The sequence below is a fragment of the Mycobacterium sp. genome, from assembly GCF_049278535.1.
GTDB lineage: Bacteria > Actinomycetota > Actinomycetes > Mycobacteriales > Mycobacteriaceae > Mycobacterium.
Map to the genome: position 1 here is coordinate 1 of NZ_JBAPMI010000369.1, position 26,751 is coordinate 26,751.

26 protein-coding genes are annotated in these 26,751 nt (G+C 66.6%); 14 read left to right on the top strand and 12 right to left on the bottom strand.

The window, feature by feature from the left end:
* The coding region (locus WAO18_RS23845; RefSeq protein ID WP_422208694.1) for a class I SAM-dependent methyltransferase at positions 1-490 on the top strand (490 nt) is incomplete at its 5' end.
* Here WAO18_RS23845 and WAO18_RS23850 read toward each other — a convergent pair.
* From WAO18_RS23850 to WAO18_RS23875, 6 genes are read right to left on the bottom strand one after another with little or no spacing between them, the layout of a single operon-like run.
* Positions 440-958 carry a DUF417 family protein gene (locus WAO18_RS23850; RefSeq protein WP_422208695.1) on the bottom strand — a complete coding sequence of 173 codons (519 nt, stop codon included), beginning with the start codon at positions 956-958 and terminating at the stop codon, positions 440-442. The two genes, WAO18_RS23845 and WAO18_RS23850, sit on opposite strands and share 51 nt — an antisense overlap.
* A 43-nt stretch (positions 959-1,001) precedes the next feature.
* Positions 1,002-1,634, bottom strand: a complete 633-nt coding sequence (locus tag WAO18_RS23855; protein WP_422208696.1) for a nitroreductase family protein — start codon at positions 1,632-1,634, stop codon at positions 1,002-1,004.
* A 36-nt stretch (positions 1,635-1,670) separates the two neighbouring features.
* Positions 1,671-1,961, bottom strand: coding sequence for a hypothetical protein (locus WAO18_RS23860; RefSeq protein ID WP_422208697.1), 291 nt, complete (start codon positions 1,959-1,961; stop codon positions 1,671-1,673).
* Entirely contained in the window at positions 1,945-2,169 is a 225-nt protein-coding gene (locus WAO18_RS23865) for a hypothetical protein (protein WP_422208698.1), read from the bottom strand. The genes WAO18_RS23860 and WAO18_RS23865 overlap by 17 nt, the downstream gene beginning before the upstream one ends.
* Positions 2,170-2,221: 52 nt before the next feature.
* Positions 2,222-2,956: a DUF899 domain-containing protein gene (locus WAO18_RS23870; RefSeq protein ID WP_422208699.1), complete on the bottom strand. Its 735-nt coding sequence runs from the start codon at positions 2,954-2,956 to the stop codon at positions 2,222-2,224.
* Positions 2,957-2,977: 21 nt separating this feature from the next.
* Positions 2,978-3,763 carry an SDR family NAD(P)-dependent oxidoreductase gene (locus WAO18_RS23875; protein WP_422208700.1) on the bottom strand — a complete coding sequence of 262 codons (786 nt, stop codon included), beginning with the start codon at positions 3,761-3,763 and terminating at the stop codon, positions 2,978-2,980.
* Positions 3,764-3,844: 81 nt separating this feature from the next.
* On the opposite strand from WAO18_RS23875, the gene WAO18_RS23880 reads away from it, so the two are divergent.
* The 6 genes from WAO18_RS23880 to WAO18_RS23905 all read left to right on the top strand — a co-directional run bounded on the left by WAO18_RS23880 (position 3,845) and on the right by WAO18_RS23905 (position 13,275).
* The gene (locus WAO18_RS23880; protein WP_422208718.1) at positions 3,845-4,828 is read left to right on the top strand and encodes a sigma-70 family RNA polymerase sigma factor; all 984 of its coding nucleotides are present in this window, start codon (positions 3,845-3,847) and stop codon (positions 4,826-4,828) included.
* 98 nt (positions 4,829-4,926) lie between these two features.
* On the top strand, positions 4,927-5,313 hold the full coding sequence (locus WAO18_RS23885; protein ID WP_422208701.1) for a hemophore-related protein: 387 nt from the start codon (positions 4,927-4,929) through the stop codon (positions 5,311-5,313).
* Positions 5,310-5,585: a hypothetical protein gene (locus WAO18_RS23890; protein WP_422208702.1), complete on the top strand. Its 276-nt coding sequence runs from the start codon at positions 5,310-5,312 to the stop codon at positions 5,583-5,585. Before WAO18_RS23885 ends, WAO18_RS23890 begins: the two co-directional genes overlap by 4 nt.
* Positions 5,586-5,744: 159 nt before the next feature.
* Positions 5,745-10,565, top strand: coding sequence for an HAD-IC family P-type ATPase (locus tag WAO18_RS23895; protein WP_422208703.1), 4,821 nt, complete (start codon positions 5,745-5,747; stop codon positions 10,563-10,565).
* Between the two features lie 147 nt (positions 10,566-10,712).
* On the top strand, positions 10,713-12,512 hold the full coding sequence (locus WAO18_RS23900) for an AMP-dependent synthetase/ligase (protein WP_422208704.1): 1,800 nt from the start codon (positions 10,713-10,715) through the stop codon (positions 12,510-12,512).
* Positions 12,496-13,275 carry an esterase/lipase family protein gene (locus WAO18_RS23905; RefSeq protein WP_422208705.1) on the top strand — a complete coding sequence of 260 codons (780 nt, stop codon included), beginning with the start codon at positions 12,496-12,498 and terminating at the stop codon, positions 13,273-13,275. Before WAO18_RS23900 ends, WAO18_RS23905 begins: the two co-directional genes overlap by 17 nt.
* Here WAO18_RS23905 and WAO18_RS23910 read toward each other — a convergent pair whose 3' ends face one another.
* Positions 13,276-13,818, bottom strand: a complete 543-nt coding sequence (locus WAO18_RS23910) for a nuclear transport factor 2 family protein (protein ID WP_422208706.1) — start codon at positions 13,816-13,818, stop codon at positions 13,276-13,278.
* Positions 13,819-14,131: 313 nt separating this feature from the next.
* Here WAO18_RS23910 and WAO18_RS23915 point away from each other — a divergent pair, with 313 nt between their 5' ends.
* Both WAO18_RS23915 and WAO18_RS23920 read left to right on the top strand, forming a co-directional pair.
* Positions 14,132-15,226, top strand: a complete 1,095-nt coding sequence (locus tag WAO18_RS23915; RefSeq protein WP_422208707.1) for a phenazine antibiotic biosynthesis protein — start codon at positions 14,132-14,134, stop codon at positions 15,224-15,226.
* Positions 15,227-15,248: 22 nt separating this feature from the next.
* On the top strand, positions 15,249-16,613 hold the full coding sequence (locus WAO18_RS23920; protein WP_422208719.1) for an aldehyde dehydrogenase family protein: 1,365 nt from the start codon (positions 15,249-15,251) through the stop codon (positions 16,611-16,613).
* Between the two features lie 27 nt (positions 16,614-16,640).
* On the opposite strand, the gene WAO18_RS23925 is transcribed toward WAO18_RS23920, so the two are convergent.
* A complete protein-coding gene (locus WAO18_RS23925; protein ID WP_422208708.1) occupies positions 16,641-17,399 on the bottom strand; it encodes an SDR family oxidoreductase in 759 nt (252 codons plus the stop codon).
* A gap of 117 nt (positions 17,400-17,516) precedes the next feature.
* On the opposite strand from WAO18_RS23925, the gene WAO18_RS23930 reads away from it, so the two are divergent.
* Positions 17,517-18,881, top strand: a complete 1,365-nt coding sequence (locus WAO18_RS23930) for an adenylate/guanylate cyclase domain-containing protein (protein WP_422208709.1) — start codon at positions 17,517-17,519, stop codon at positions 18,879-18,881.
* A 41-nt stretch (positions 18,882-18,922) separates the two neighbouring features.
* Entirely contained in the window at positions 18,923-19,669 is a 747-nt protein-coding gene (locus tag WAO18_RS23935) for a class I SAM-dependent methyltransferase (RefSeq protein WP_422208710.1), read from the top strand.
* Here WAO18_RS23935 and WAO18_RS23940 read toward each other — a convergent pair whose 3' ends face one another.
* Positions 19,670-20,560, bottom strand: a complete 891-nt coding sequence (locus tag WAO18_RS23940; RefSeq protein WP_422208711.1) for an SDR family NAD(P)-dependent oxidoreductase — start codon at positions 20,558-20,560, stop codon at positions 19,670-19,672.
* Between the two features lie 209 nt (positions 20,561-20,769).
* Between WAO18_RS23940 and WAO18_RS23945 the strand changes: the two genes are divergently transcribed.
* Positions 20,770-21,516, top strand: a complete 747-nt coding sequence (locus WAO18_RS23945; RefSeq protein ID WP_422208712.1) for a methyltransferase domain-containing protein — start codon at positions 20,770-20,772, stop codon at positions 21,514-21,516.
* Positions 21,517-21,527: 11 nt separating this feature from the next.
* Here WAO18_RS23945 and WAO18_RS23950 read toward each other — a convergent pair whose 3' ends face one another.
* Positions 21,528-22,652: an FAD-dependent oxidoreductase gene (locus WAO18_RS23950; RefSeq protein WP_422208713.1), complete on the bottom strand. Its 1,125-nt coding sequence runs from the start codon at positions 22,650-22,652 to the stop codon at positions 21,528-21,530.
* A 327-nt stretch (positions 22,653-22,979) separates the two neighbouring features.
* Here WAO18_RS23950 and WAO18_RS23955 point away from each other — a divergent pair, with 327 nt between their 5' ends.
* Positions 22,980-23,204 carry a hypothetical protein gene (locus WAO18_RS23955; RefSeq protein WP_422208714.1) on the top strand — a complete coding sequence of 75 codons (225 nt, stop codon included), beginning with the start codon at positions 22,980-22,982 and terminating at the stop codon, positions 23,202-23,204.
* Positions 23,205-23,207: 3 nt separating this feature from the next.
* Here the strand turns inward: WAO18_RS23955 and WAO18_RS23960 are convergent, their stop codons facing one another.
* The gene (locus tag WAO18_RS23960; RefSeq protein ID WP_422208715.1) at positions 23,208-24,605 is read right to left on the bottom strand and encodes an alpha/beta hydrolase domain-containing protein; all 1,398 of its coding nucleotides are present in this window, start codon (positions 24,603-24,605) and stop codon (positions 23,208-23,210) included.
* Positions 24,606-24,775: 170 nt separating this feature from the next.
* Between WAO18_RS23960 and WAO18_RS23965 the strand changes: the two genes are divergently transcribed.
* Positions 24,776-25,981 carry an MFS transporter gene (locus WAO18_RS23965; protein WP_422208716.1) on the top strand — a complete coding sequence of 402 codons (1,206 nt, stop codon included), beginning with the start codon at positions 24,776-24,778 and terminating at the stop codon, positions 25,979-25,981.
* Position 25,982: 1 nt separating this feature from the next.
* Here WAO18_RS23965 and WAO18_RS23970 read toward each other — a convergent pair whose 3' ends face one another.
* Entirely contained in the window at positions 25,983-26,714 is a 732-nt protein-coding gene (locus WAO18_RS23970) for a hypothetical protein (RefSeq protein WP_422208717.1), read from the bottom strand.
* Positions 26,715-26,751 lie beyond the last annotated feature (37 nt).

The window sequence follows — 26,751 nt, forward strand, 5'->3', positions numbered from 1 at the left end:
CCACCAGTCGGCGCGGGTAGCCGATGTCGCTTGCGGCACAGGCATTCTGGCTGACCGGATCGAACGCGACCTGCACCCCGCCGCGGTGTATGGCGTGGACATGTCCGAGGGCATGCTCAAGCAAGCCCAGTCCCGATCAAGAGTGGTGCAGTGGATGCGCGGCCCAGCCGAGCAACTGCCCTTCGACGACGGGGCGTTGGACGCGGTCGTGACCACCTCGGCATTCCACTTCTTCGATCAGCCGGCCGCGTTGCGTGAATTCCATCGCGTGCTGTCACCGGGTGGACTGGTGGCCGTGTCGACGATGAGTGCACGGCAGTCGATACTGCCGGCGGCCAGCAGTTTGAAACCCGCGCACAGTCCGACGCCCGCCGAAATGCGGCGGCTGTTCGAGGGCGCGGGGTTCACCATCGTCGAGCAGCATCGGGTGCGGCGGCCGCTATGGACTCGGCCGATCGCCGACCTGTTCACGGTCGGCACAAGAAGCTGACGCGGCGCGGCGCGCCTGCACCGCCTCGCTCAGAGTCCACACTGCGACGCCAAGCAGGACAACGTCTTTCAACAGGAACTGACCCGGCAACGCCGACAGCACCGGCACCGGGCCGGCAAACCGGCTGACGACACCGGGCGTGGTGAACAAGAAGCTCAGCGTTCCACAGAACAGCACGATCGCCATGGCGCTGCCGATCGCCGACAGCCGCGCCGATACCGGGCGAGTGACAATCAGGATCGCGGCGACGATCTCCAGCGTCCCCAATCCGCGGGCCACGGTGTTGACGCTGAATACGTCATAGACCCAGCTCATCAATGGGCTGTGCTCGATCAGGACTCGGCTTTCCATCTTGATGTATTTACCGAATCCGATCCACGCCAGCGTCAGCGCCAATCCGTACCGGCTGATCGCCTGCCCTAGAGCCGACAGCCACCCGGCCCACCGATCATCATGTCTTTCCGTCATCGACAAATTAGACCTCCGTTCGGATTACGGCCCACGCACCAGGTCAGTTCACCGGCTCATCCCAGCGGTCGAAGTTCACCACTTCGCTCAACGGCCGGCGACGCACCGGACCGTGTCGCCCCTTCGGCCAGCCCACCACGATGTGCCCGGCCAGCATCCAGTCGTCGGGCACGCCGACCGCGTCCCGCAACAACTGCTCGCCGCCGTAGGCGCCCCAACTGGTCAGGCAAGCGCCTAGGCCTTGGGCGCGGGCGGCCAGTAGAAAATTCTGCATCGCGGGGAAAATGGAACCGCCCAGCAGGAGTTCCGACGCCGTCGGAAAGTGCTTCTGCGCGAACAGAACCGAGGTGAATTCACCGGCCCGGTCGTGTAATTCGTAGGTCGCGCGGTTGGTGCGGGCACGCCGGCTGTCGTCATCGTCGGCCGGCCGGCTCATCCCATAGACGGGCTCGATCACCTCCAGGGCGCGCGACGCCGCCTTGGCCACCACGGCCCGTTGCTCGGGCGAACGCAGCACGACGAAGCGCCAAGCCTGCGCGTTGGCCCCCGACGGCGCCCACATCGCCGCCTGCAGACATCGTTCCAGCGTGGCGTCGTCAACCGGCTCGTCGGTGAAGCGCCGGATCGTCCGCGCGGTCGACATCGCCTCCCAGACGTCACTGGTACCTCGCGGCATGCCGGCTCCCTTCTGGCTTCCCGCCCCGAAGAGAACCTAGTGCCCACAGCCAAGCGACGGCAGTACCGAGGCCACCGGCCACAGGACGCTGGCTTCGCCCAGAGCCGCAAGCTGATAGTTGGTTCCGGCCGGCAACTGCAGCTGCTGTTCGAGTTGTTCCTGTATGCGCTGCACGCCTTCCGGATGGAAGAGCGACCAGGTCAGCCCGACCGCGAGGTATCCGGCGCCCAGCCACACCGTCACCTCGGTCAGCCCGCCGACGCTCACCCGCCGGTCGAGCACCCGGCGCAGCCACGGCAACAGCTCGGCGTCAGCCGACACAGACATGCGCTAACAGCAGGGCTGGCCAGAGCGCAATGGACCCCAGCACTGAGACCAGCAACTCCACACCGCGAAGTCCATCCACTGAGTGCGCGTGCGTACACGTCCACCCCAGGCCGATCAGCACGTACGGCCCCGCCAGGAATACGCCGACGCCGATGAGCTCGGCGATGCTGAGGTCAAAATCCATCAACCGGCGAAACCTGGCGAGCATGATCCCGGATGTTAATCACCATTCCGTGGGTGCGGGCCGCGTTTCGCCGAGGTCACCTGCGCGGTGGGCGCTGGTCGTTGGGATCGGTGGGATCAGGCTCACCGAACCATCGTGACGGCTCGTGCTCGCCGTATGTGTCGTGCCAGTCCCACCATTCGTAGGGCGGGCTCTGCGGGTAGCCCTGCGGCGAGTCTTCCCAGGTCTCTTGCCGGCCAAGGGGCGTCATGTCCAGAAAGCTCCAGGTGTTGCCCAACACCTCGTCGCCGCGGTTGTTGACGAAGTAGGTCCGGTAGACCCGGTCGCCGTCGTGGATGAACACGTTGGTGCCGTGCCACTCGTCGACGCCGAAGTCCACGTCGAAGCTGTCGGTGATCGTGTACCACGGCATCTGCCAGCCCATTCGCTCCTTCAGGCGCTCGATGCCGGGCTGCGGCGCGCGCGAGGCGAACACCAGCGTGGCGTCGCGGGCGTTGAGGTGGGCCAGGTTGCCGATGTGGTCGGCGATCATCGAACATCCGCGGCAGCCGTGATCGGGCCAGCCATCGATATCCGGCCCGACAAAGGCGCGGTAGACGAGTAGCTGACGGCGGCCTTGAAACAGCCCCAGCAAGTTGACCTTTCCGTCGGGTCCTTCGAATTCGTAGTCCTTGTCCACCGGCAGCCACGGCATCCGCCGTCGCTGCGCCGCGAGCGCGTCATGCGCGCGCATCACTTCCTTTTCCTTCACCAGCAGCTCTTGATGCGCAGCCGTCCACTCCTGCGCCGACACAATCGGGGGTGTGTTCATGGTGTTCTCCGCCTTTCGATTTCAGCTACTTACGCCCAGCGCCGACAGACCCTCGGTTGTGAGGAGATATGAGCCGTGATCCCGGTGGTGGCCCGCGGCAAGCTCCAACACCGACCGGCCGACTTGCGCTGCGGTGAGCGCAGGTCCGGCGGCCTTCATGAATGTCTCGACGTCGACGCCTTGCCTATCGGCATACGCCGCAACAGCTTTGGCGCCCAGCCCAGTAGCGGGTGTCAACCGCGGCAGCACGGACACGAATCTGATGCCCAACCCGGCTCGCTGCGACTCGATCGCGGCATAGTCGGTGACGAACTTGACGGTGGCCTTGGCGCCCGCGTAGCCGCCGCTGAGTGGTGAGCCGTTAACGGCGGCGCCGCTAGACATCACGATCACCGAGCTGCCTGGCGCCAGCGGGCGGCGCAACGCATGACGAGTCCAGTGGAACGCCTGCGCGACGTCCACCTCCCACGTCTGGCTGAAGCTCTCCCATGTCTGTTCGTGCAGCGGACCCATCGCCGGGCTCGCCCCCGCACACAGCACCAGTGTGTACGGCTGGTGCTGGTCGAGAAGCCGGTTGGCCACATCGGGGTCGGCAACGTCGGCGGCCACCGGACTGAGTGCGTCGCCGAGGTCGTCGTGCAACTCGTCGAGTTGCGCGCTAGCGCGCGCGACGCCAACCACGCGCGCACCGGCTCCTGCCAGTGCCGCGGCGATGGCGCGTCCGAATCCACGGCTGACACCAGTCACGATCGCCGTCGTGCCGGCCAGCTCATCGGCCTGATATTCAATCTGTTGGGTAAGGGTCATAGTGATTTCGATACGTCGCGAGGCCGGGATTCATCGCTGCACGACCGATGAATTTCGGCGGCCGGACGTCTCTGTACTGATATAGGTCCCCAATCCGCCCGCCAAGAGGAGACGACCGTGCCCGCCCAGGAGGATTTCATCGAGCAGGCGGCGCCATTTCGTGGCGAGCTGATTGCCCACTGCTACCGCATGCTCGGCTCGGTGCACGATGCCGAGGATCTGGTCCAGGAGACGTATGTGCGCGGCTGGCGCGGCTACTCGGCCTTCGAAGAACGCGCGGCGCTGCGGACCTGGTTGTATCGGATCGCCACCACCGCATGCCTTCGCGCGCTGGAGAACCGGGCCCGCCGCGTTTTGCCTGCGGGTCTGGGCGCCGGCTCGGACGATCCGGACACCGACCTTGACGCTCACGGCGGCAGCTATCAGTGGCTTGAACCGCTGCCCGATGAACTGACACCGGAGACCGCGTTCAGCGCCCGGCACAGTGTGCGGCTGGCGATCGCCACGGCGCTGCAAGAACTGCCGGCCCGTCAGCGTGCGGTACTGATCCTGCGCGACGTCGTGCAGTTCAGCGCTGCCGAGGTCGCAGAGCTGCTGGAAACCACTCCGGTCGCAGTGAACAGCGCGCTTCAGCGAGCGCGTGCTCACCTTGCCGAGGTCGCGGCGAGCGAAGAGGACGTGGCCGAGCCCAATGATGCGAAGCGCCGTGAGCTGCTCGACCGCTACTGCGCGGCCTTCGAAAACGCCGATCTTGCGGCGCTCACCGAGTTGCTCCAAACCGATGTCAGCCTCGAGATGCCGCCGCTGCCGGTCTGGTTCACCGGACGCGACGCCGTGACCCGATTCCTTGCTCGGCGCGCCTTTGCCAAGCCCGGCGACATGGTGCTCGTCCCCACCGCCGCCAATGGACAGCCCGCCGTCGCCGAGTACCGCCGGGCCCCCGACGACGTGTTGCGCGCGCATTCGATACACGTCATCACTCCCGGTAGTGACGGGATCGCCGGCATCGTCGTCTTTCTTGACCCGGCACTGTTTTCGGTGTTTGGTCTGCCGCCGACACACTGATCTTCTTTCTGGCCAATCGCCCAGTTCGACCATCCGTATCTGTTTAGCTTTAGCGCGGGGGACGACCGCCAACGGTTACCGCACAAAAGGAGCCAGTGATGTCCCCCTCGCAGTTCAATTCGCATCGGTCGGTGATGGGCCTTGTCGGCGCCGGGGTGATTGCCGGCACCCTGTTGTCCGGCACCGCTGGAGAAGCCGCGGCCGATCCGGCGCCTCGGCCACCCAACTGCTCAGCCGCGGACGTAGCCGGCGTTGCAGCCGGCGTTGCAACCGCGCTCACGACCTACCTGTTCACTCACCCGGATGTGAACGGGTTCTACACCGGCCTTCAGGATCAGCCGAAGGATCAAATCGGGGGCCAGGTGCAGAACTACTTCAGCAACAATCCCCAAGAGGAAGCTGAACTCGAGGGCATCCGTCAACCGCTGACCGACATCAGGGAGCGTTGCCATTGGACTCCCCTACTTGGGCAGGGCGCCGCGTGAGGCGCCAGCACGCGCGGTTGTGGATCGCCGCGGGGATAGCGGTGCTTGCCGTCACGTCGAATGTCGTTCTGACCACCGATGTGGCCAGCGCCGACGTCTGCGCAAGCGTCGGCAGGCGTATCTCCGTCAGCGGGTGCACCAACCTCGCGGACGTCCCGCCGCCGAGCGACTACGCGCCACTCCCGCAGGATTTCCCGCCGCCTCCCCCACCACCGAATGTCAACGTGTGTGTCGGCGTCGGTCGGCGCATCCACGTCAGCGGGTGCACCTAGAGGCTGGCGCCCCTTCTTCGCACGGCTCGACGCTGGCGTAGCACGTACGCTCGTCTACTAACGGGAGTGTCAGCTTTCTCCCCGTTTCGTCGTACAGCTCAGGCCGCCGCTTTGCCAGGCGGCACTGATCGACAAAGTAAGCGTCGCGAAGGGTGAGTAATGAGGGTCCCAGGTGTAACCGCCGTGGTCGGCGGCGTCGCCGGTGGAGCAGTGCAGATGTTGCAGGCTGGGGCACAGGGCGTGGCGACGGCCGCGGATGCCGTGCAGACACTGACCGGACCGGTGCTGGATTCGGTGAGTCAGTCGACCGCACGCGTGCTGGGCACCGGCCGGTCGGCCAACGGCAAACGGGACGGCGCCTCGGCAACTGTGCGCTGGCAGAGCGGCCAACGAGTGCACCTCGACCTGGACCCGCTGTTGCCATTTCCGCGCTGGCATGAGCACGCCGCAGTGGTCGAGGAGCCGGTCCGCAAGATCGCCGGCGTGGCCAACGCCCATGTCGAGGGCGCGTTGGGTCGCCTTGTGGTCGAAGTTGACGCCGACGCCGACGCCGACGATGTGCTGGACACCGTGCGTGACGTGGTCAACGCCGCGGCGGCCGACTTGGCCGCAGCTGGACGCGAGCCGCAGATCCGGATCGCGCCGTTCGCCGATCCCGGCAACCCGCTGGCGATCCTGGTGCCGCTGACCGCGGCGGCCTTTGACGCGGTGGCGATCGGCGCCGCGGTCACCGGCTGGGTCATCAGGTTGCCGGCGGCGCCGAAGACCACCCGAGCGGCCGCCGCCCTGCTGAACCATCAGCCGCGAATGATCGCGGTGCTCGAGTCGCGACTGGGCCGGGTCGGCACCGACCTCGCACTCAGCGCGTCGACGGCGGCGGCCAACGGATTGACTCAGGCGGTTGGCACACCGCTGCTGAACTTGGTGGAACGCGTCCTGCAGATCTCGGAAGCCGAAGCGCACCGCCGGCGTTGGCGCGACCGCGAACCGCAGCTGGCCTCCCCCACCCGGCCGCAGGCTCCCGTCGTCCCGGTGATCTCGTCAGCCGGTGCCAAATCGCAAGCTTCCCGGCACAATTGGGCGGCGGCCGCGGCCGGTGAAGCGTCGCACGTCGTGGTCGACGGATCGATCGACGCCGCCATCGACACCGCGAAGGGCTCGATGGCGGGACCGGTGGAGGACTACGTCGATCAGGCCGCAAACGGTTCGCTGATCGCGGCCGCGAGCGCCCTGGTCGCCGGCGGCGGCACCGAAGACGCCGCAGGCGCGGTGCTGGCCGGGATACCGAAGGCCGCACACATGGGCCGGCAGTCCTTTGCCGCGGTGCTGGGCCGCGGTCTTGCCGACGACGGGCAGATGGTCCTCGACCCCGGCGCCCTGCGTCGGCTGGATCGGGTGAAAGTCGTCGTCATCGACGGCGCCGCGCTGCGCGGCGACCACCGCGCTGTGCTGCACGCTCAAGGTGACATTCCGGGCTGGGACGACGACCGGGTCTACGAGGTCGCCGACGCGCTGCTGCACGCCGAGGAGCCACCGGAGCCCGACCCCGACGAGTTGCCGGCCAACACCGCGCGATTGCGATACCTGCGCCCCGAGGGGCCGTCAGCCACCCCCGCGCAGGGCCTCGAACACGCCGACCTGGTGGTCGACGGCGCAACGGTCGGCCACGTCAAAGTCGGCTGGGAGGTGGACCCTTTCGCGATTCCGCTGCTGCAGATCGCGAACCGCACCGGAGCCCGGGTGGTGCTGCGGCACGTCGCCGGCACCCAGGACCTGGCCGCGAGCGTCGCCGCCAGTCACCCGAGCGGCACTCCGCTGCTGAAGCTGGTGCGCGACCTGCGGGCCGACCGCGGGCCGGTGCTGCTGATCACCGCGCTGCACCGCGACTTCGCCTCGACCGACACGTTGGCCGCCCTGGCCGTCGCCGACGTCGGCGTCGCGCTGGACGATCCCCGTGCGGCGACGCCGTGGAGCGCAGACATCATCACCGGCACCGATCTGGCTGCGGCGGTGCGAATCCTGTCCGCGTTGCCCGCCGCGCGCCGGGCCAGCGAATCGTCGGTCAACCTCGCCAAGGGCGGGACCACGCTGGCTGGACTGCTCCTGGTCACTGGCGACCAGCGGACCTCGACTAACCCGCTGGCTGTTCAGCGCTGGCTGAACCCGGTGAACGCCGCCGCGGCCAGCGCCCTGATCTCGGGTGCTTTCTCCGCCAATCGGGTGCTGCGCCAACCCGATCCAACTCCGCAGCCGTTGACCGCCTGGCACGCGCTGGATCCGGAGATCGTCTATGCCCGGCTGGCCGGGCGCGCGCGCCCGCTGACCATCGAGCCCGGCATGCCGGGCTGGCGACGTGTGCTCGACGACCTGTCCTACAGCCCGGTGGTGTCGCCGCTGCGCGGGCCGGCGCGTCAGGTCGGCAAGCTGCTGTCCGCGACGCGGGCCGAACTCTCCGATCCGCTCACACCGATCCTGGCCGTCGGCGCGGCCGCGTCGGCGATCATGGGCAGCAACGTCGACGCGCTTCTGGTCGGCGGCGTGATGGCCGTCAATGCGTTGACCGGCGGCGCGCAACGGCTGCGGGCCGACGCCGCAGCCGCCGAATTGTTCGCCGAACAAGAGCAATTCGCCCGCCGCGTCGTGGTGCCGACGGTGGCGACCAGCCGCCGCCGGCTGGAGGCGGCCAGGAAAGCCGAGCGCACCGTCACGGTCAACGCGACCGCGTTGCGGCCCGGCGACGTCATCGACTTGGCGGCTCCCGACGTGGTGCCCGCCGATGCCCGTCTGTTGGTGGCCGAGGATCTCGAAGTCGACGAATCGCTGCTGACCGGAGAGTCTCTGCCGGTCGACAAGCAGGTCGATCCGGTTGCGGCCGCCGACACCGAGCGGGCCAGCATGCTGTTCGAGGGCAGCACGATAGTCGCCGGACATGCCCGGGCGATTGTGGTGGCCACCGGTGTGGGTACTGCGGCGCACCGCGCGATCTCTGCGGTCGTCGACGTCGAGTCGTCGGCCGGGGTGCAGGCGCGGCTTCGCGAGCTGACCGCCAAGGTGCTTCCGCTGACCCTCGCCGGTGGAGCCGCGGTGTCGGGTCTGGCGTTACTGCGCCGGGCGTCGTTGCGTCAGGCCGTTGCCGATGGCGTCGCGATCGCGGTGGCGGCCGTTCCCGAAGGCTTGCCGTTGGTGGCGACGCTGTCTCAGCTCGCCGCCGCACAACGGCTCTCGACGCGCGGCGTGCTGGTCCGCGCTCCACGCACGATCGAGGCGCTGGGCCGCGTCGACACGGTGTGCTTCGACAAGACCGGCACGCTCACCGAAAACCGGCTGCGGCTGGTGCGTTCGGTGCCGGCGACGACCAATCCGCACGGGCCGTTCCCCGGCGTCGCCGAACCGGAGGCGGCCCGGGTGGTGCAGGCCGCCGCACGCGCCACGACCCAGCCGCATGAAGCGCAGGGGCACGCCCATGCCACCGATGAGGCGATCGTCAAAGCTGCCGCCTCACTCAAGCGCGATGCCGAGTGGAACCTGCTCGCCGAAGTTCCCTTCGAGTCCAGCCGTGGCTTCGCTGCCTCGATCGGCACACTCAGCGCGGATCCGACGCAGCCTCTGCTCATGCTCAAAGGCGCTCCAGAGGTCATCCTGCCGCGCTGCCGGTTCGCCGATCCGCAGGCCGATCAGGATCACGCGGAGTCGTTGGTGCACAACCTTGCCGAACAGGGCTTGCGGGTGCTGGCAGTGGCCAAGCGCAGCTGGGACCACGACACCCACGACGACGACACCGATGCCGACGCCGTCGACGCCGCCGCGCACGATCTGGAGTTGATCGGCTACGTAGGTTTGGCAGACACCGCACGCCCGTCAGCGCGCCCGCTGATCGAAGCCCTGGTCGAGGCCGATCGCGACGTCGTACTGATCACCGGCGACCACCCGGTAACTGCCCGGGCGATCGCCCGCCAGCTCGGGTTGCCCGCCGATGCCCGGGTGATCACCGGCGCCGACCTCAACGGCCTCGATGAGGACGCGTCCGCCAAGCTCGCCGCCGACGTGCAGGTGTTCGCGCGCGTCAGCCCGGAACAAAAGGTGCAGATCGTCGGCGCGTTGCAGCGCTGCGGGCGAGTGACGGCGATGGTCGGCGACGGCGCCAACGACGCCGCCGCGATCCGGATGGCCGACGTGGGTATCGGGGTCAGCGGTCGCGGCTCGTCAGCCGCCCGCGGCGCCGCCGACATCGTGCTGACCGACGACGACCTGAGCGTCCTGCTCGATACTTTGGTCGAGGGCCGCGGCATGTGGGCCGGCGTGCGCGACGCGGTGACGATCCTGGTCGGCGGAAACGTCGGCGAGGTGCTGTTCACCATCATCGGCACGGCGTTGGGCAGCGGGCGTGCGCCAGTGGGAACCCGCCAACTGCTGCTGGTGAACCTGTTGACCGACATGTTCCCGGCGCTGGCGGTCGCTGTCACCCCGCAGTTCGAGGAACCCGACGCCGACGAATACGACACCGAGGAAGAAGCCCTCGAGGCGCGCCGCGCCTATCAGCGCTCGGTGCTGACCGGGCCAACGCCGTCGCTGGATGTTCCGCTGATGCGTCAGATCGTCACCCGTGGCGCCGTGACGGCGGCCGGCGCGACCGCGGCGTGGGCTATCGGGCGTTGGACGCCTGGCACCGAAAGGCGCACCTCGACAATGGGATTGACGGCGCTGGTGACCACCCAGCTGGCGCAGACGCTGCTGACGCGGCGGCACAGCCCGCTCGTGGTGGCGACGGCGCTTGGCAGCTCGGCGGTGCTGGTGGCCATCGTCCAGACGCCGGGCGTCAGCCACTTCTTCGGCTGCACGCCGCTGGGACCGGTGGCCTGGACGGGGGTGGCGGGCGCGACCGCGGCGGCGACCGGACTCTCGGTGCTCGCCCCTCACTGGTTGGCCAAAACCGCGGGGATCGTGCAACCCGAGCTGGCGGAGGCCACGTCAAGCGCTTAATCGGACAGCGAATTCACGTTTTGTCCAGACAGCGGTGGGCACTCCCAGCAAGATCTATATGACGATCGCAAGCTCGGCGAAGCCGTACGCAGCGGGTCGTCATGCGATCACCTAGCAGCGACATCGCTGAGAGCAAAAGGAAGTCCGATGAGCCAGACCAGTGCTAACCCGACCCGAGCGTCCAACCTGGCGCAGCTGTTCCTGCAGCGCGTGGAGAAGTCAGGAGACCACGAGGCCTTCCGCGTCCCCGCCGGCAGCGACTGGACATCGGTCACCTGGAAGCAGGCGGCCGAGCGGGTCGAGGCGCTGGCGGCCGGGCTGCTGGCGCTCGGCGTCGAGCCCGAGGACCGGATCGGCATCGCGTCGGCCACCCGGCTGGAGTGGATTCTGGCCGACCTCGCGGTCCTGTGCGCCGGCGCCGCGACAACAACGGTCTACCCCAGCACCAACGCCGAGGACACCGCTTACATCCTGGCCGACTCCGGCTCGAAGATCGTCTTCGCCGAGGACGACACCCAGCTCGAGAAGCTCACCGACCAGCGCAGCGAGCTGCCCGACCTGACCAAGGTCGTGCTGATCGACGGATCGTCGGACGACGACTGGGTGCTCACCCTCGACGACCTCGCCGACCAGGGCGCGAAATACCTGGCTGAGCACCCGTCCTGCGTGAGCAAGGTTGCCGACGAGATCAAAGCCGAGCAGCTGGCGACACTCATCTATACCTCCGGGACCACCGGCAAGCCGAAAGGCGTGCGATTGCAGCACTCGGCTTGGGTGTACACCGGCGACGTCATCTCCGGCATGGGCCTGCTCGACGAGAACGATCTGCAACTACTGTGGCTGCCGCTGGCGCACGCCTTCGGCAAGGTGCTGATCGCCACTCAGGTCGCATGCGGTTTCGCCACCGCCATCGACGGCCGCGTCGACAAGATCGTGGAGAACTGCGGAGTGGTCAAACCGACCTTCATGGGCGCCGCACCGCGCATCTTCGAGAAGGCCTACAACAAGATCATCACGCAGCAGAAGGGCGCCAAGGCCGTCTTGTTCGGATGGGCGTTCGCGGTCGGCAAAGAAGTCGCCCGCCGCCGCCGCGAGGGCAAATTCGTATGGCCGCACCTGGTGCTGCAGCAGAAGCTGTTCGACGGGCTGGTGTTCGCCAAGATCCGCGACGTGTTCGGCGGACGGATTCGGTTCTTCATTTCAGGTTCGGCACCGCTCAACCGCGACATCGCCGAATGGTTCGAGGCCGCCGGCGTACTGGTTCTGGAGGGCTACGGGCTGACCGAGTCGTCCGGCGCGGGCTTCATCAACCGCCCGGACAATTACAAGCTCGGCACCGTCGGCCTGCCTTTCGACGGCACCGAGGTCCGGATCAGCGATGCCGGCGAGGTGCAGTTCCGCAGCCCATGCGTGATGGCCGGTTACCACCACCTCGACGACGCCACCGCCGACTCGCTCAAGGACGGCTGGCTGGCCACCGGGGACCAGGGCAAGCTCGACGACGATGGTTTCCTGTCCATCACCGGCCGGATCAAGGAGCTGTTCAAGCTGTCCAACGGCAAGTACGTCGCCCCGCCGGCGATCGAGGCCAAATTCGCGACACTGTGCCCGTACGCCAGCCAGTTCATGGTGTTCGGCGAGGGCAAGAACTTCGCCGCCGCTCTGGTCACCCTCGACGAGGACTCCATCAGTGGATGGGCCAAAGACAACGGGCTTGACGGCAAGTCCTACGAAGAGCTCACGAAATCCGATGCGGTACACGACATGATCGACGACAACATCAAGAAGCTCAACGCCAGCCTGAACCGCTGGGAGACGATCAAGAAGTGGGCTGTACTCGACCACGATCTCTCCGTCGACGGTGGCCAGTTGACGCCGTCGCTCAAGGTGAAGCGCGGTGTGGTCGCCGAGCAGAACAAGGAGACCCTGGATGGCTTCTACTCCTGAGCCGGTTGCCGAGCAGTCGGCGCAGCTCCCCGACGCCGATAACGCGGCGCTACCGGGACACCTGCTCCGAACGCTCGAGTGGCGCACCGGCATGGAGTACGTGTCGGCTCGCCTGGCGATGCGGCGCATCGCGGGCTGGCCGCACGGCGACGGCCATCCCGTTCTGGTGTTGCCGGGCTTCCTGGCCGGCCCGCTGTCTACCGATCTACTGCGTAACGTGTTGCGCCAGTTGGACTACCGCGTCTACGACTGGGGCCTGGGAACCAACATGGGCTATCGCGCCAGCATGAAAGAGACACTGCCGGCGCGCCTGCACCACATCCGGGAACGGGCCGGCGGGCGCCGGGTGAGTTTGATCGGCTGGAGCGCGGGCGGAATCTATGCCCGCGAGCTGGCGCGAGCGCTGCCCGACGACGTCCGGTCGGTGATCACCCTGGGATCACCGTTTCGGGGCAACCACCAGGCCACCACTGCGTGGAAGGTGTGGCGCTTGGTCAACCGCGGGACCGACGCCGAAGCGGCCGTCTCCGAACGGGCGTTAGCGCGGCGCGCCCAACCGTTGTCGGTGCCGACGACCTGTATCTACAGCAAGTCGGATGGCATCGTGGCTTGGCAGTGCTGCACCAGCGCACCCGCTCCCCAGACGGAAAACATCGAAGTCCGCAGCAGTCACTTGGGCTACGGCCACAACGTGCAAACGCTGTCGGTGATCGCCGACCGTCTCGCTCAGCCGGAAGGCGGCTGGCGACCCTATCGGCGGTAGTTACCAGGCCGCCGTTTCCAGATAGGGATCGGCGTGACGGTTGGACGAACCGCCGCCATTCATCGACGTCGGGCCGACGTGCCGTTCGAAGATGCGCCATCCCTTCTCGGTGCGGCGCAGCCGGTCCGTCATCGCCGAGTAGATCCAGATCTCGGGCGCATCGGGAGCGGCGGTGATGACTTGGCCGGACACGATTTTCGGCGAGGCGACCTGGGCGGTGTGCCGGACGAGAAGGTTGTGGTACCGAACGATCACGCCGCCGTCATCGTCGGGATCGACGATCGGGTTGAGCGCTTGCCGGCTGACGCCGGGCGTGACGTGCGGGCTCTGATCTTGGAAAAAGCGGCGCGTCTCGAGTGTGCCGTGGCTGACACCGTGGGTGTGGTGCGTGGTGGCGTCCGGAAGGAAGGCTTCGACCATCGCGTCGATGTCCCAGGCGTCGAACAGCCAGTTGACCCGGTTGATGAAGTCGATCGCGCTGATCCGGTCGGCGGGGTCAACGGCGCTGTCAAGGACGACGGCGGGCAAGCTAGGCGCAAACATCTGTCTACCTTCCGATCGGTCCGAGTCTTCCAGGGGAAGCCCTAGACCTGGTGTTTTAACCTTTTGTTCACTTTTGATTCACTAACTGTCTAGCATGAGTTTACGCATAAGTCGTCTCGAATCCAGCTTCCGACCTGTGAATTTCCTGACGCGTGTCCGCACAGATGGCGCGGCCGGCCGACTTCCCGTCCGTGTCGAGACGGCGAATACCGCCGCTACAAACGGTGAACGGCATGCGAAAACCGTTCTCGGTAAAGCGGATTGGCGAGTGGTCGATTGCCCGTCCGATCTCCGCTGCGTCATGATCGGTGATATGGCCGACATCGATTTCTCGCTGCTGGACGTGCCGCGGTCAGCACCCATCGACGACCCGGAGGCGTATCTGCGTGCCGCGATCGCCTGGCACTTCGGCGAGCAGACCGGCAGCGCATTCTGGCTCCGGACGGCCGGCACGCTGAACTTCAACCCGCTGACCGATGTCAACACCTTCAGTGACTTGTGCCGCTTTCCCAACCTCCTCAGCGAGTTACGAACCGAGGCCGTTGAGGACCTGATTCCACGCGGCTACGGCTCGCCGTCGCCGGTGCCACAGATCTTCGAATCCGGTGGAACCACCGGTACTCCGAAACGGACTGTCCAGCTGCCGGATTGGATCGAGCAGGTCATCGAATGGCAGACCGAGGACTTCGCCGATGGCGGTTTCCTGCGCGGCCGCGGCTTCTTGTGCATGATGCCGAGCGGACCGCACGGTGTGGGCTACTTCTCCCGCCTGGTCTCCGAGCGGCTCGGGTCGACCTTCCACGCCATCGACCTCGACCCGCGCTGGGTCAAGAAGATCACCGCCCGCAACGCCGCTTCGGAGGTGACGGCCTACGTCGACCATCTCGTCGAACAGGCCGTCCACGTGCTGTACACCCAACACATCGCGAACATGCACACCACCCCGCCGCTGCTCGAGGCGATGGCCCGCAGCGACGACGTGGTCAACCTGGTGAACGAGAAAGTCGGCTTCATGCTGCTCAGCGGCGCGCACGTGGACATCGACACGCTGGACCTGCTGAGCGAAATCTTCCCGCACACGGCGATCACGATGGCATTCGGCAGCACGATGATTCTCTCCCAGGCGATCACCCGCCGCCGCGACGACGGCCCGTTTGTCTTCCACCCGCGCAGCCCCTACGCAACCTTCCGGGTGGTGGATCCCGACAGCGGCGACAAAGTGCCGTACGGCCAACGCGGGCAGGTGGTGATGAACCACATCAGCAAGGGGATGTTCCTGCCGAACAACCTGGAACGCGACAGTGCCATCCGGATAGCCGGACTCGACGGCCAAGTGGGCGATTCGCTCAGCGAGGTGCGGCCGGTCGCCGCCTTCGAAGGCGAGCCGGTCATCGAGGGCGTTTACTGAGATGGTCTCCGATGCAACGGATCTGATCGCCATCGACGCGCTCGGTCCGGACGGCGCGTACCGGACCCGCAACCGTGAGCCCGTCACAGCCATCGATGGGTTTGCGATCGCTGAGCTCAGCATTGCGCCGAGGCTCTATGTGTCGCGGGCTCTCAGCGCCCAACGCGGTGTTCGGCCGTTGCCGCTTCATGAGCGGGAAGCCGCCTTGGCCAAGGCCGCCGACATTTTTGCCAACGGGTTGATCGCGGGGCTGGACTTCGACGCCTATACCGTTGCGGCCAGCCGGATTTCCGGAGTGCCCATCACGGTGACCCGGGCCGGTGCCCGCAGCGTCGCCGTTGGTGTGGCATCGGCTTTCGGCGCGATGCAATCAGCCCGGCCGGCGGGCGCGTCACTCGATTGGCGTGGCGCGGGCACCCGCGACGGCGGTGCGGTCTGGGCCCGGCGCGGCGACGTGTTCGCGGTACTCGCGTCCGGCAACGGCCCGGGAGTGCACGGGCTGTGGCCGCAAGCGCTCGCACTTGGCTACCGGGTCGCGGTCCGCCCGTCACGCCGTGAGCCACTTACCGCGCACCGCCTGGTCAATGCGTTGGGCCAGGCCGGATTTCGGCCACATGACGCCGTGTACCTGCCCACCGATCATCGAGGTGCCGACGAGCTGATCCGATCGGCCGACCTCGCCATGGTGTACGGCGGTCAGGACGTCGTCGACAAATATGCCGGCGACCCTACGGTGTTCGTCAACGGTCCCGGCCGGGCCAAGATCCTGATCACCGCCGAGCACGACTGGCGTGACTACCTCGACGTGATCACCGATTCGATCGCCAACCTGGGCGGGGTGGCGTGCGTCAACACCACCGCCGTGCTCTACGAAGGTGACCCCGCGCCCCTGGCCGCGGCGATCGCCGAACGACTGTCAGCTATCGAGGCACTGCCGACCGACGACGAGCGGGCTAGCCTTCCCACTCAGAACTTCAACGCTGCAACGGCTTTGGCGGCCCAGCTGGCGGCTGTTGCCGCTGGCGCCACGCCGCTACTGGGCGCAGATCAGGTGGTCGCCGCGCTCAGCGCCGACTACGCCGCATTGCGCCCGGCCGTACACCTGCTGGCCAAACCCGACGTCGCCAAACTCAACGTCGAATTGCCGTTCCCGTGTGTCTGGGTCTCGCCGTGGTCGCGCGCCGACGGATTAGAGCCGCTGCGGCATTCGCTGGTGATCAGCGCAATCACCGACGACGAAGACCTGATCGACGCTCTGCTTGCCGAGCCGACCATCGCCAATGTGTACGGCGGACATCATCCGACCCACCACACGGCTTCCCATATTCCGCACGACGGCTTCCTCGCAGACTTCCTGATGCGCAACAAGGGATTCATTCGCGACTGACGTTGCCGGCGAGATGGCGCTCTTGCCCTAGTCGGCGTCGGCGGCCATCTTGTTGAAGACGGGATAGATCTCGTCGAACGCGCCGTCCCGCTCGGCGAAGCGAAATCCCTTGGCGCGCTCCACGACGATCTCTGCGGCATCCGGCTGGGTTTTCAGCAGCGTCATTGTCTCGGTGATGAATTCGTCCAGCGGCATGCCCCGCGGGTCGAATCCGCGGTCGCCCTGCAACGCGGTCTGCACCCGCGGCGGAATGATTTCGATGACCTGGACCTCGGTGTCGCGCAGTTGATAGCGCAGCGACTGGGTGTAGGAGTGCAGTGCCGCCTTGCTGGCGCAGTACGACGGTGTGCGGGCGCTCGGCATGAACGCGAGCGCGGAGGTGACGTTGAGGATCGCCGCGCGTGGCTTACCGAGCAGCGAGTGCAGCAACGCCGCGGTCAGCCGGATCGGGCCGAGCAGATTGATGTTCATGGTCTGCTCGGCCGTGCCCGGGCTGCCGCTCGTGAGGTCCTCTACGCGCTGGATGCCCGCATTGTTGACCAGCACGTTGAACTCCGGGTGGTTGTCGTCCAACCCGATGGCGAATCGCCTGATGGCGGCGGAATCACCTTGATCCAGCGCCAGGAATTGCATGCCCGGGTTGGCCTCCGCGACGGCTTCCAGCATTTCGAGGCGGCGCCCGGCGATGATGACGTGGTTGCCCAGGCGGTGGAACGCCTCGGCGAGACCCCGGCCGATTCCGGTACCACCTCCGGTGACCAGAACGGTGTTGCCCGTCAACTGCATGCGCTGTTCCTCTCCGTCGCTTTCTGCTACCTGCATACTCGCGGCAGCGGGGCCGGTATGCGATAACCGCATCAAACTCTTCGTAAACGTGTCGGTCTCCTGAACTAGCCTGTAGCCGTGGCGCAGTTTCCACGGACTCGCTACGCCAGTTGCAGCGAGGTCGACATCGCCTATCAGACACTGGGCGATGGGCCGACCGACGTGCTGGTGCTGCCGGGGCCGTCCATCCCGATCGACACCATCGACGCCGAACCGTCGATGTACCGCTTTCATCGGCGGCTGGCTTCCTTCAGTCGAGTGATTCGACTCGACCAGCGCGGGGTCGGCATGTCGTCGCGCGTTTCGCAGGACGTGATCGGTCCGAAGTTCTGGGCAAAAGACGCCATCGCGGTGATGGACGCGATCGGATGCGAGCGGGCGACGATTTTCGCCCCTGGGTTTGCCTCGATGACCGGCCTCGTACTGGCGGCCGAGTATCCGGAGCGTGTGAGCAACCTGGTGATCGTCAATGGCGCGGCCCGGACGCTGCGCGCGGACGACTATCCGATGGGGTTCGAGATCGTCGAGGAAGACCCCTACACGACGGTGGCCATGGAACCGGACGCCGTCGACCAGGGTTTCGACATGCTCGGCTTCATCGCGCCCAGCATGGTCGACGACCACGCATTCCGCGCGTGGTGGGACATGGCCGGCAATCGGGCCGCCTCACCCAGCATGGCCCGCGCCATCATCCTGACCGTCAGGCATTGCGATGTCCGTGACACGCTGGAGCGGATCACGGCTCCGACGCTGGTCTTGCATCGCGAGGATTCGGAGTTCTGCCCGGTCGACAATGGTCGGTACATCGCTGAGCACATCTCGGGAGCGCACCTCGTCGAACTGCCGGGAGCAGACGCGCTGTACTGGGTCGGCGACACCGCGCCGATGCTCGACGAGATCGAGGAGTTTGTCACCGGTGTGCGGGGCAGCTTCGGCGCCGACCGGGTGCTCACCACGATCATGTTCACCGACATCGTCGGCTCGACCCAACGCGCCGCGATGCTCGGCGATGGTCGATGGCGCAACTTGCTGGACAACCACGACACCATGGTGCGTCACGAACTCGAACGGTTCGGCGGGTTCGAAGTGAACACCGCCGGTGACGGATTCGTCGCATCCTTCCCGAGCCCGAGCGCCGCGATCGCGTGCGCCGACTCCCTTGTCGACGCGATTCGGGTGCTGGGCATCGAGATTCGGGTGGGTATTCACGCCGGTGAGGTCGAAGTGCGCGGTGACGATGTTGCCGGGATGGCCGTGCACATCGGCGCACGCGTCGCGGCCCTGGCCGGCGCCAGTGAGGTGTTGGTGTCGTCGACCGTCCGCGACATCGTGACCGGTTCCCGGCACCGATTCGCGGACCGCGGCGACCACGACCTCAAAGGTGTACCGGGCCAGTGGCGGCTGTGCGCACTCGAGCGGGCGCATGCCACCGTCAACCAATAGTTCACAGCTGGGTCACAAGTCGCGTCGCTAGGCTCGGCGCCATGCCACCGCGGCTGAATCTGTTCACTAATCGGGAGCGCGCCAACTCATTTGGTGGCGCGGCACGGAACTACGACACCTATCGTCCGCGCTACCCCGACCGGTTGATCGACGACGTGCTGGCGCCCGATGCACACCGCGTTCTCGAAGCGGGTGCCGGCACTGGGATCGCCTCGAGACAGATGATCGAGCGCGGCGCCGACGTGCTCGCCGTCGAACCCGACACCCGGATGGCCGCCGTTGCGCAGGCCAGAGGCATCCCCGTCGAACTCGCAACCTTCGAGCACTGGGATCCGGCGGGGCGTCGATTCGACCGGGTGGTCTTCGCCGCGTCGTTCCACTGGGTGGATCCGGCTGTGGCGCTACCGAAAATCCGCGGGATTCTCGACGACGGTGGGCAGCTGGCCCTGATCTGGAATCGTTTGCGGCCAACCAATCCGACGCGCGCGGAGTTCGAAGCGATCTACCGGGATTATATGGACGTCGAAACTCACCGTGGCGACGGCAATCCCGCCGAGGTCGTCGACATGATCGCCGCCGCGGGCTTCACCGCCACCCAGCGGAAGTATCCGCACGACCTGCACTACTCCGCACAGCAGTGGGTCGACATCGCCTTCACGTTCTCCAACCAGCTGATCCTGGCCGCCGACAAAGCGACCGAGTTGCGGGCCCGGATGATCGAACGAATCGGCTCCGCCGGAGTATCGGTCGGTGGGGATGCCGTGGCGATTTTCGCCACACCCATCTAGCTATACGGGAAACCTTGTCCCGGTTTCCTTTTCACCGAATTCGAACACCCGCGCGGCGGTGTCGTAGTCGCACGCGAGTGCCGAGCGGCCGGTCAGCACCGGGCCGCCCTTCAGGCCGAGCCGGCCGTCGATGCCCACATAGCTGCCTGTCGGAATCGGCTCGCTGATGCAATACAGCGTCGGCGCCGCGCCCGCTTCGATGTCGTTGCCGAACCTGTCGGCCATAGCCGTAACCGCCTTGTGAAAGCCCGCCATCACTGGGCTGTCCGAGACTTGCGAAAGATTCGAGGACACCCAACCGGGGTGCGTGAGCTGGCTGGTGACCGGCGACTGGGCCGCCCGCAACCGGCGGTCGAGTTCGAGGCCCCAGAGCATGACAGCGAGCTTGGAACGCGCGTATGCCGGATACGCCGTCCACTTGTGTGAGCGCAGGTGCATGTCGTCGAGTCGCAGTCTGGCCGACTTGTGCGCGTCGGATCCGACGTTGATGATCTGCGAGCGCACCCTGTCCAACAACAGGTTGGTCAACGCGAAGGGGCCCAAAAAGTTTGTCCCCATGGTCATTTCGAAGCCGTCCACCGTGTCGGTGCGATGCTGGACGACGGCTCCGGCGTTATTGATCAAGATGTCGACGTCGCCGTCGAGCTGGTCAGCGAATGCCCGCACCGACGAGAGATCGGCGAGGTCGAGCTTGGCGACCGATGTGGAACCACCAATCTCGGCGGCGCGTTGTGCGCCCAACTGCGTGTTGCGGACGGCGAGGATCACGTGTGCGCCCGCCTGCGCGAGAAGGCGGGCGGTGCCGAGGCCCACTCCGTTGGTGGCCCCGGTCACGATGATGCGCTTGCCGGACAGGTTGCCGAGTCGGCTCGGCGACCACTGTGTAGTCACGTTTCGACACTAGCGCCGCCGCCACCACAACTACCTCGGCGGGTGGAACCGCCGGGCGCCCCGGCGTAGGCTGCGGGCGGAAGAACTGGCTCGTCGAATGGAAGTTGTCAGTTCGTAAACGCTTGTGAAACTTGATATTTCGTCGAAGGAAAGCCCATGACACGCGCCAGCGACAATGCAGCGCGAGGCAATGAGGAGGAGCGGCGCCAATGACAGATGTGAGTACGACGTTGCCGCCCGCGCTGAGTAGGGCACTGGATCTGCTTATCGACCCGCCGAGTGAGCCGGATGTCAGCAACGGCTATCTGGACCTGCTGGGCACCTCAGTCGACGGGGATGACGAGGTGGCCACAAACGACGGCGCCATCCAGGCCGCGTGGGCGTCGCCGATCGGGTCTTTTCTCTACGACAATGCGCAGGCGCTGACCCGCCGGTTCATCGGCGCGTGGCAGCTGCCTATCGAATGGTTGGACATCCCGCAGGGCGGCGTCGCGTTGGATGTCGGCGCCGGCCCAGGCTCCATCACCACATCACTGGCCCACGCCGCCGGACCCGACGGGCTTGCGCTGGGTGTCGACATCTCCGAGCCGATGCTGGCGCGCGCGGTGCGGGCCGCCGCGGGTCCGCAGGTCGGGTTTTTGCGGGCGGACGCGCAGCGGCTTCCGTTACGCGACGAGACAGTCGACGCCGCGGTCTCGATCGCGGTGTTGCAGCTGATTCCCGATCCGGCGGCGGCGCTGTCGGAGATCGCCCGGGTGTTGAAGCCCGGCGGTCGGCTGGCCGTGATGGTCCCGACTTTGCGTCCGCCGGTTGATCTTTGGCGGGCGCTGCCCACCGGTGGAGCTCATATTTTCGGCGAGGATGAAGTCGGCGACATCTTGGAAGACCACGGTTTCGCCAGCGTGCGCGTCAAGAGCGTCGGGACGTTCCAGTGGGTGCGCGGCAAGCGCGGCTGAAAGCGCGGTCGTCAGACCGCCGGGTGGTTTTCGCGCACTCCGCCATACATGCCGCGGCGCACGACTAACGGCATCACCAGACGCTCGACCGGCCATGACGGCAGGCGAAACGCCTGACCGGTCGGCAGGAAAACCTCCAAGCCGTTGGGCTGGATGCCGAGTATCGAGCCCCACCGCCGGCCGGGTGCGCGATAGCTGCGCAAGCCTCGGCCCTCGAGTTCGGCGCGGACGTTGTGGGCCACCAGGGCGTCCCCGCGATTGCGAGCGGAGCTGCGCAGCGGGTCGGTCGCCGCGACATCGCCGGCCGCGAACACGCCCGTTTGGTCCGGCACTCGCAGCTCGGGAGTCAACCGGACGAAGCCGTGTTCGTCGAGCAGTTCACGTGGCAGCCAGTCGGTGTTGGGTCGCACCCGCCCGATCGCCCAGAGCACCGCGTCGGCCGAGGCCGAGGGCTGTCCCGTGCTCCACTCGATGGCCCCACTGGTGATCTCCTCGCCGGTGAAACCGTTGACGAGCGCGGCGCGATGCCCCGGGTGCAGGCCGACCCCAAGCTCGGTTAGCCGGCCGTGGATGCGCTGCCAAATCCTCGGGTGGTAGTCGCCCAGTGCCCGGTCGCCGGGGAAGTACAGGTCGACTCGTTTATCCGGCCACGTGGTTGCCAGATTGACGGCGCTGGTGACCGCGGCCGCGCCGCCACCCACCACGATCACCGACTCAGCGGCGGCCATTTGACTGTGCGCGTCGTTGAGATCGGTGCCGACCTCGGCGGCCGACTGCATGGTCGGCCGGCGCCAGAACCCGTTGCTGACGCCGGTCGAGATGACCAGCGCGTCGTAACCTTCGACGAAAGTTTCGCCGTTGTCCCCGCGTCCGGAGACGGTTCGGCCGGCCAGATCGACTTCGGTCAACGCGCCCTGGACGATCCGTACCGGATCCAAGCGACGGAATCTGTCGAAGGGAATCCAGTAATCGCGTGCCCAATCGCGGGGACGGGCCAACCGGACGCCCAGTTCCTGGCCGCTGACCAATCCCGGCTTCACCGAGATGCCGACGACGTCAAAATGTTTGGCGAGCCGGATCGCGGCGAGAATGCCCACATCGCCCAAGCCCGCGACCACGACGCGTTTGCGGCTCATGTGGCCAAACTGTAACACGTTCTAGTTGCTGGCCGACCCGTGATCCTGCGCTGTGCCACGGCGGGGCAGCCGCCCGAAAAGTGCTGGGCGCCGACTCGACGATTCAGAATTCCAGGAGCACATTCGCCGAGTGCTACCGATATTCGAGACCGGCTGGCTACACTTCGCCGTGTGATGACCCCGTCGGCCCCTTGGGGGCACGAACGTGGGCATCTTCCCCAGCGGTTGCGGGTGGGCGCTCAGATCGCCAGCCGACGGCAAGCACGACGGCTCAGCCGGCGATTCGCACGGGTGGGCGTCACAACTCCGCCGGATCGGCTTCGGCAGATGCTGGCGGGTGCGCCGGCCGCCTACGCCGAGCTGGCCGATTTCAACTTCGCGTTGATAGCGACCCAATTCAAGCGTGACCAGTTTGGCGCCAAGGTCCGGCGCATGAAACGGCGCGGCACCCGCTCGCTGCTGTTTATCGGCCTGGTTCTGGTGACGCTGAACTTTCTGTTCTGCATGGCCTACGCCCTGCTCAGCCTGACGCTCGAGACCCCGCCGCTCTGAGGCCTAGCTGGGGAACGTGGCGGCGGCGAGCTCGAGAATTTCCTCTCGATCCGAGGCGACCAGAAAACCCGACTGGATCGCCGAGTCGAGCGACGCGGTGAAGCGTTCCAGATAGTCCGCCCGTCCGCCCGGGTAAAGCCGTTGCACGGTCGCGGTGTCGAACATTTCGCCGGAGCCGAAGATCCACGACATCGTGCTCTCTTCGCTCCCGACGCCGGAAGTACGGGCGATCGGCACGTCAACCCACGGTGTCCTGATGCCGCCGCGCATCAGCCCGTGTTCATCGAGAAGGGGTTGCTCACCGTTCAGTTCGAGGGGCACGCCGCTGGGCGGTGGCCGGCCGGTGCTCACCCAGTCATGCAGATGTGACAACGCCGCCTGCAGAACGTAGTGGTGCTGCGGCCCAAAGTTGATGCAGTGATCCAGTTGCTGACCCATCAACATGTTCGTCGGCGCATAGGCTGCAACGACGTCGGCCAACGCCGCTTTCCCGTCGTCGATCGGCGCCACTTGAATCGTGTAGTTGTCCGCATGGGCCGTACCGGCGATCTCCCACACCCGAAGTTGTTGATTGTCAGGCTGTCTCGCATTGTGATAGCCGTTCCGCACTCCGCCCACCAGATCGGTCTCGGTGATGATCGTGACGAGCGGCACGCGCAGATCAGGACGAAACGCGACCGCCTGGGCCGCGTCGCTCTCCAGTTCGTTCAATATCGAGGCGCCGTCCAACGGGGCTGCGGGACCGAACCTCGAATGCACCAGAAAGCCGTCGTAAACCCGGGCGAGCGGGTCGACGGCGTTGATGTAGGTCGTCAAAAACAGCGCCGACTGTGACTCGCCCACCGCAATGAGGTGTTCGGCGTGCAGCCCACGCAGAATTTCGGTGTTGCTCGCCATTCGCCCGGCCTGCGAGAAGATGTCGTAGGCGTAGGCGTCGCCGGGGTGGTGCAGCGGCGAATATCGGGAAGGGTCTTGGGTTTTCAGCGACATGTCGATGCCCATGAGATTCGCGCCGCCCTCGACACCGACACGCTGTGCCGAGACCGCCACGTAGGCGTATCCGGCGCGCAGTATTTCGCGGTGCGCCATCACCCAGACCGCTGGCGCATCGATGCCGCCGCTGACATTGAGCCACTCGACGAGCACTGTGCCGTTGAACCGGGCCGGATCCGACGGCGTCAATGCCACGATCCGAGTGGTGTAGTCCGAAGACGCTGCCGGTGACGCGCTCCATCGGCCATCCGCGCTGAGCTCGCCGGCGGACCGGTAGGACGTCGCCGATCCCGAGATGAAGAATTCCTCTGCGACATATCCCACACTGGCGATGTCGAAGCCGCCCAACAGGAGTGCGGGTTTCCCGGGCACCGGCGTGCACCTCGCCGCATCGCCACTGGCCGCCACCTGCGCATCATAGAGCCGGCGTCTGGGCTCCGAGGGCTGTATCACGTCAACCGGAGCCGCCCGCCGAGGTGAACTCCCGGATAAATGCGTTGCGGCGGCCGTCTGGCCGGGAATAACTTCCCAGGCGGCGTGGTCGTTTCTGATCGCGGCCACGAAGAGGGGTGGAGTCAATGATCTCGCCGAACGGGTCAATCGGCCTGCTGAGTCGGACGCGTCCGACGCAGGCCGACGTGAACCTCGAGTTCGGCGCGGTACTGGCCGTCCTGCTGGTCACCGGATGGGTGGCCAACCATTTCGTTGCGCTGATGCCCTCCATCAGCGACCGTCAGCACCTCAGCACGGCGACTCTCGACGCCATCTTCGGCATCTATGCGCTCGGACTGCTACCAGGCCTGCTCATCGGTGGCCGTGCCTCAGATGCGCTAGGACGCAAGGCGGTGGCACTGGCCGGCTCGGCGACCGCCGTGGCGGGCACCGTCGCAATGCTGCTCTCCCAGCAACCCGACGTCTTGCTGGCGGGACGTTTGATCGTGGGTGTTGGCGTCGGTCTCGCGATGACCTCTGGCACCGCATGGGCTTCGGATCTGAAAGGTCCCGCCGGCGCGGCCACCGCTGGGGCGGTGTTGATCGCCGGCTTCGCGATCGGCCCGTTGGCCGGCGGGTTGATCGCCGGGGCCGGCGATTTCGGTATCCGCGTGTCGTTCGGCGTGGCCGCAGCGCTCGTGGTGGTCGCCATGTCTTTCATGATCATCGCCGCGCGCCGCACTCCGGAGGCGGCGCCGATAGCCGAAACGGGCTCGGACAAGAGTCCTAGGCATTCGATCACTCGAGCATTGAGTTGGGCCATGCCGCTGGCCCCGTGGGTATTCGCCTCGGCGACGCTGGGATTCATCACCATTCCGGCCCGAGTCCACACCGGGCTGTCAGCGCCCGCCGCCGCGGGTATCGCCGCCCTGATCGTCAACGGCTCGAGCGGGATCATTCAGATCATCGCCCGCCTGGGCACCTGGGGACCGCGGGCAGGCACAGTGGGCGCAGCGCTGGCTGCGCTCGGCTACGGAGCGATGGCGGTGGCGCCACCGACGATGACCCTGGGGCTGAGCCTGTCGCTGTTGCTGGTTCTCGGCTGCGCATCGGGCCTTTCATTGCGCGAAGGCCTGATCGACTTGGAAGCCGCGGCGCCTCAACATCTTCGGGGCGTGCTGACCGGCGCGTTTTATGCCATGACGTACATCGGCTTCGGCCTGCCGCTGCTGTTGACCTCGGTGGGATTCAGCGGCTCGCAGATCATTCTCGCCGTCATGGCGCTGCTCGCAGCGGCCGCCGCGGTCGGCCGAACGATACGGCTACGGCGAGATAGTCACCGGCAGAACTGATTCAGGCCGCGACGACTTTGCGCGACCGAACGCCGGGCACCTGTATGGGGTCGTTGCTCACCACGCTCAAGCCGGCGAGGCGCCGCCACGAACGGATGGCATTGCGAGTGACGTCCAGGATCCGGGCCGCTCCGGCGTCGCCGTTGGCCAGCCGGTGCGCGCGCAACGCGTTACCGGTTACGGCGTCGAGGGTGTCCCAGTCGTCAGTTTCGACGAGCGCGGTCGACTGGCAGGCGGCTCGCACCGCGTACAGCTCGGCGCCCTCTGACGCCTCACCGGCGGCCCGGCCGGCGCGGGCAGCGCTGTCCCACTCGGCGATTGGCGGCGTGTCACCCGGCACGAAGGTGCGATGCAATTCCGCGATATCGGCGATGGCCTTGGCCGCGGCGTCGCCGGCGTATCGCAGCACACCCCACGGGGGGCTGGTCAGCAGTTTGGTGACCCAGATGTGCATGACTGCGTCGGCGACGTCGGCGGTCCCGACGGTGAGCCAGCCGAGGTCGAGCACCAGCAGGCTGTTCTCCGGTGACAGATAGCCGTCCGGCTCGGCGAGTAGGTCGTTGCACAACTGCACGAACGACGCCAACGGGCGCGCCGAGGTCGCCGGAAAGTCGGTGATTTGCTCGTCGCCGTTGATGTAGGAAATCACGTTCATGGCGCACCCTTTGCCCGATCCGGCCTGGTGTGATCCCCTCGCCAGTCGCAGCGGGTTGGTGATCCGGTCGAGGTCCATTTCAGTTGCTTCCTAAAGGTTTTCGAGTGTAGCGACC

What these genes read in the sequence shown, in the direction of transcription:
- WAO18_RS23850 (WP_422208695.1), bottom strand. Translation starts at nt 958, where the DNA reads ATGACGGAAAGACATGATGATCGGTGGGCCGGGTGGCTGTCGGCTCTA.
- WAO18_RS23855 (WP_422208696.1), bottom strand. Translation starts at nt 1,634, where the DNA reads ATGCCGCGAGGTACCAGTGACGTCTGGGAGGCGATGTCGACCGCGCGG.
- WAO18_RS23860 (WP_422208697.1), bottom strand. Translation starts at nt 1,961, where the DNA reads ATGTCTGTGTCGGCTGACGCCGAGCTGTTGCCGTGGCTGCGCCGGGTG.
- WAO18_RS23865 (WP_422208698.1), bottom strand. Translation starts at nt 2,169, where the DNA reads ATGCTCGCCAGGTTTCGCCGGTTGATGGATTTTGACCTCAGCATCGCC.
- WAO18_RS23870 (WP_422208699.1), bottom strand. Translation starts at nt 2,956, where the DNA reads ATGAACACACCCCCGATTGTGTCGGCGCAGGAGTGGACGGCTGCGCAT.
- WAO18_RS23875 (WP_422208700.1), bottom strand. Translation starts at nt 3,763, where the DNA reads ATGACCCTTACCCAACAGATTGAATATCAGGCCGATGAGCTGGCCGGC.
- WAO18_RS23885 (WP_422208701.1), top strand. Translation starts at nt 4,927, where the DNA reads ATGTCCCCCTCGCAGTTCAATTCGCATCGGTCGGTGATGGGCCTTGTC.
- WAO18_RS23895 (WP_422208703.1), top strand. Translation starts at nt 5,745, where the DNA reads ATGAGGGTCCCAGGTGTAACCGCCGTGGTCGGCGGCGTCGCCGGTGGA.
- WAO18_RS23900 (WP_422208704.1), top strand. Translation starts at nt 10,713, where the DNA reads ATGAGCCAGACCAGTGCTAACCCGACCCGAGCGTCCAACCTGGCGCAG.
- WAO18_RS23905 (WP_422208705.1), top strand. Translation starts at nt 12,496, where the DNA reads ATGGCTTCTACTCCTGAGCCGGTTGCCGAGCAGTCGGCGCAGCTCCCC.
- WAO18_RS23910 (WP_422208706.1), bottom strand. Translation starts at nt 13,818, where the DNA reads ATGTTTGCGCCTAGCTTGCCCGCCGTCGTCCTTGACAGCGCCGTTGAC.
- WAO18_RS23915 (WP_422208707.1), top strand. Translation starts at nt 14,132, where the DNA reads ATGGCCGACATCGATTTCTCGCTGCTGGACGTGCCGCGGTCAGCACCC.
- WAO18_RS23925 (WP_422208708.1), bottom strand. Translation starts at nt 17,399, where the DNA reads ATGCAGTTGACGGGCAACACCGTTCTGGTCACCGGAGGTGGTACCGGA.
- WAO18_RS23935 (WP_422208710.1), top strand. Translation starts at nt 18,923, where the DNA reads ATGCCACCGCGGCTGAATCTGTTCACTAATCGGGAGCGCGCCAACTCA.
- WAO18_RS23945 (WP_422208712.1), top strand. Translation starts at nt 20,770, where the DNA reads ATGACAGATGTGAGTACGACGTTGCCGCCCGCGCTGAGTAGGGCACTG.
- WAO18_RS23950 (WP_422208713.1), bottom strand. Translation starts at nt 22,652, where the DNA reads ATGAGCCGCAAACGCGTCGTGGTCGCGGGCTTGGGCGATGTGGGCATT.
- WAO18_RS23955 (WP_422208714.1), top strand. Translation starts at nt 22,980, where the DNA reads ATGCTGGCGGGTGCGCCGGCCGCCTACGCCGAGCTGGCCGATTTCAAC.
- WAO18_RS23965 (WP_422208716.1), top strand. Translation starts at nt 24,776, where the DNA reads ATGATCTCGCCGAACGGGTCAATCGGCCTGCTGAGTCGGACGCGTCCG.
- WAO18_RS23970 (WP_422208717.1), bottom strand. Translation starts at nt 26,714, where the DNA reads ATGGACCTCGACCGGATCACCAACCCGCTGCGACTGGCGAGGGGATCA.